Source organism: Mycobacterium sp. (assembly GCF_049673265.1).
GTDB lineage: Bacteria > Actinomycetota > Actinomycetes > Mycobacteriales > Mycobacteriaceae > Mycobacterium.
Map to the genome: position 1 here is coordinate 1 of NZ_JBATXN010000675.1, position 3,391 is coordinate 3,391.

The window sequence follows — 3,391 nt, forward strand, 5'->3', positions numbered from 1 at the left end:
GCGGCCAACGGTTCGAACCGTCGCGCACAGCGCGCCGTAAATCCGCGCAGCGCGGGTGTCGAATGGAATCGGATCGAAGGTATTAGTGATCCAGTGATACCGCTCCTCGCGGGCAGGCCGCGTTCGAGGCCTATCGGCGACCGTCGTTTCGCTAACAGGCACAGTCACAACAGTCACACGAGTCTCCGCGAGTTGGGACGCGCCGATGTGCCCGGCTCTGAGCGACAAAACCCTTGCCTCCCTTAGTTTGTCGCTCAGCGGCGGGCAAAATCGGCGCCGCCCTAGCTGCCCAACGGCCCAGGTCTCATGAATTCCGGGATTGCGCCGTCCGGGTTCGACGAGATCGATGATTCGGGCAGCCCCCACAGCTGCTGGCTGGTTGCGCCGCCGTCGACAACGAGCGTCTGACCGGTGATGCGGGCAGCCAGCTCGGAGGAGAGGAACAACGCGGCGTTGGCGACATCATGGGCGCGGGGCGCGGCCAGCGGATTAATTCCATTGACGGCGTACTCGTTTGGCGGCTGGTCCTCGTTGCCGGAGCCCACATTGCCCGGCGCGACCGCATTAGCGCGAATGCCGTAGCGCCCCAGTTCATCTGCGAAGGTTTTGACGAGCGAGATGACGCCGGCCTTGGCGGCGCCGTAGGCGGCATGGTAGGTCGCCGCCGCAATGCCGTCGACCGAGGCGATTGCGACCAACGATCCACCGCTGCGCTGGGCGATCATGTGCCGTGCTACGGCTTGAAAGAGGTAGAAGACCTGGGTCAGGTTGTAATGGATTGCGGCGTCCCATAATTGGGTGCTGAAGTCTTCGACTTTCGACCAGGTGGCGCCGCCGATGATGTCGACGCAGACATCGACACCGCCCAGAGCTGCGACGGCTTCGTCGATCGCCCGAGTGACCTGCTCAAGGTCGGTCATATCAGCGACGATCGGGATGGCATTGCCTCCCCTGCCGACGATCTCGTCGGCAATCTGATCCGCGCGCTGCTTGTCGATATCGATACAGGCCACCGAGGCGCCCGCCTCAGCAAGGGCCAGCGACGTGAACCAGCCATGGCCCGCGCGCTCCGGGATGTAGCCCGCACCCGACACAACGGCACGCTTGCCCGATAGCCCTAAATCGATCACGGCTGGAGTATTGAGACCCTCTCGACCGCTGTCAATCACGAGGGTATGCGGCGCATCATGGACGGGTGCGGATCGGAGTCGGGGTTTCCACCGCACCCGACGCACGGCAGGCCGCGGTGGAGGCTGCAGCGCACGCGCGCGACGAGCTCGCCGGTGAGGCGCCGTCGCTGGCCGTGCTGCTCGGATCGCGATCACACAGCGACGAGGCCGTGGACGTCCTCGACGCGGTACAGCGGACGGTCGAGGCGCCCGCGCTGATCGGCTGCATCGCCCAGACAATCGTCGCCGGCCGCCGCGAGATAGAGGACGAGCCTGCGGTGGCGGTGTGGCTGGCGTCCGGCCTGGCCGCCGAGACGTTCCAGCTGGACTTCGTCCGCACCGGCCCCGGTGGCCTGATCACTGGTTACCGATTCGACCGGACCACCCGCGATCTGTACCTGCTACTGCCGGACCCGTACACATTCCCGTCGAGCGTGTTCATCGAACACCTCAACACCGACTTGCCGGGAACGACCGTGGTGGGCGGCGTGGTGAGCGGTGGGCGAGGACCGGGCGACACTCGACTGTTCCGCGACCATGGCGTGCTGACGTCCGGCCTCGTGGGCGTGCGCCTGTCCGGCGTGCACGGAATCCCGATCGTGTCGCAGGGCTGTCGGCCGATCGGCCACCCGTACGTCGTCACCGGCGCGGACGGCGCAACGATCACCGAGCTGGGCGGCCGACCGCCGCTGCAGCGGCTGCGTGAGATCGTCGCGGGGCTGCCTCCCGACGAGCAGGATCTGGTCAGCAACGGACTGGTGATCGGGATCGTCGTCGACGAGCACCTGGCGACACCGGGTCAGGGCGACTTCCTGATCCGTGGGCTGCTCGGCGCCGACCAGTCGACCGGGGCGATAGAGATCGGCGAGGTCGTCGAGGTCGGCGCGACCGTGCAGTTCCAGGTCCGCGATGCGGTGGGGGCTGACAAGGATCTGCGCCTGACCGTCGAGCGGGCGGCAGCGGAACTATCCGGACGTCCGGCCGGCGCGCTGTTGTTCACCTGCAACGGGCGTGGGCGACGGATGTTCGGGGTCGCCGACCATGACGCGTCGACGATCGGGGACCTACTTGGCGCGATTCCGCTGGCCGGTTTCTTCGCCGGCGGGGAGATCGGCCCGATCGCCGGCCGCAACGCGTTGCACACATTTACCGCGTCGATGGCACTGTTCATCGACGACACGAAATAACAAATCAGGCCTGCTTGAGGGCTTCGATCGCCAGCGTGATCGTGACCTTGTCCCCGACCATCGTGCCCCCGCCGTCGAGCGGCAACTCGGGGCCGACTCCGAAGTCCTTGCGGCTCAGCACAACCGAGGCGTCGAAGCCGGCGACTTCTCCGCGTCCCATGCCGGGGTTGACGCCGTTGAACGCCAACGTCATGGTGACCGGCGTGGTGACGCCCTTGAGGGTGAAATCGCCATCGACCAGATAGTTGTCCCCGTCGGCGCGCACCGCAGTCGATACGAACGCCGCGGTCGGAAACTGCTCGACGTCGAAGAAATCGGGGGCCTTGATGTGCGCCTCACGTTGCTCGTTGCCGGTGTCGATGGAGCTGACGTCGACCTCGGCGCTGACGGACGGGGCGCCGTCCTCGGTGACCGTGATGGCGCCGCTGAACTGGTCGAACCTGCCGTATATCTTGCCGACCATCAGATGGCGCACCGAAAAGTTGATCGAGGAGTGCACTGGGTCGATCGCCCAGGTTCCGGCGCTGAGCTGTTGGGCACCAACGGCTGTGGTCATGCGGATTCTCCCTTGAGTCAGACTAACCAGTACCCCCATACTAATCGGACTGTAGTCCGGTTTATTCCCGGCCAGCGCTTGGAATGGGTTAAGTTCGCCCCCCACCTTTGCATCTTCTGCACCTTTCAAGCAGACACGACCCGCCGTAGCCGGTGCGCGTAGAATGATCGAGCATGTATGACATGACCGAGATGGTGTCGGTTATATCCCGCATACTCGCGATCCATGGCACGGATCAAGATGACGGCGGCGGTCCATCGGCGTATCTCAAAGGGAGACCTGCTTGTGGCCCTTCGCCACGCGGGGATGCCGCTGGACGTCCACCGCAACCGCGCGTATTTCATCGGCATCGACAGCCATGGTCGCGAGTTCGAGATCATCCTGGCTGCAGATGACGGCGACGAGGACCTTTGGCACGCGATCCATGCCCTGCAGACCCGCTACCGGAAGAACTGGTGAGACGTGAGCAACCGCAAGAT

Annotated in this window: 4 protein-coding genes; 2 read left to right on the forward strand and 2 right to left on the reverse strand. The window is 65.1% G+C overall.

Features of this window, described 5'->3' with window-relative positions:
• Window positions 1–281: 281 nt before the first annotated feature.
• The gene (locus tag WBF82_RS22960; RefSeq protein WP_424385232.1) at window positions 282–1,130 is read right to left on the reverse strand and encodes an SDR family NAD(P)-dependent oxidoreductase; all 849 of its coding nucleotides are present in this window, start codon (window positions 1,128–1,130) and stop codon (window positions 282–284) included.
• 65 nt (window positions 1,131–1,195) lie between these two features.
• Here WBF82_RS22960 and WBF82_RS22965 point away from each other — a divergent pair, with 65 nt between their 5' ends.
• A complete protein-coding gene (locus tag WBF82_RS22965; protein WP_424385233.1) occupies window positions 1,196–2,356 on the forward strand; it encodes an FIST signal transduction protein in 1,161 nt (386 codons plus the stop codon).
• A gap of 4 nt (window positions 2,357–2,360) precedes the next feature.
• Here the strand turns inward: WBF82_RS22965 and WBF82_RS22970 are convergent, their stop codons facing one another.
• Window positions 2,361–2,912, reverse strand: a complete 552-nt coding sequence (locus tag WBF82_RS22970; RefSeq protein WP_424385234.1) for a YceI family protein — start codon at window positions 2,910–2,912, stop codon at window positions 2,361–2,363.
• A 225-nt stretch (window positions 2,913–3,137) separates the two neighbouring features.
• Here WBF82_RS22970 and WBF82_RS22975 point away from each other — a divergent pair, with 225 nt between their 5' ends.
• Window positions 3,138–3,371 (forward strand): hypothetical protein, encoded by a 234-nt coding sequence (locus tag WBF82_RS22975; RefSeq protein ID WP_424385235.1) that lies wholly within the window; start codon window positions 3,138–3,140, stop codon window positions 3,369–3,371.
• The last annotated feature ends 20 nt before the right edge of the window (window positions 3,372–3,391 follow it).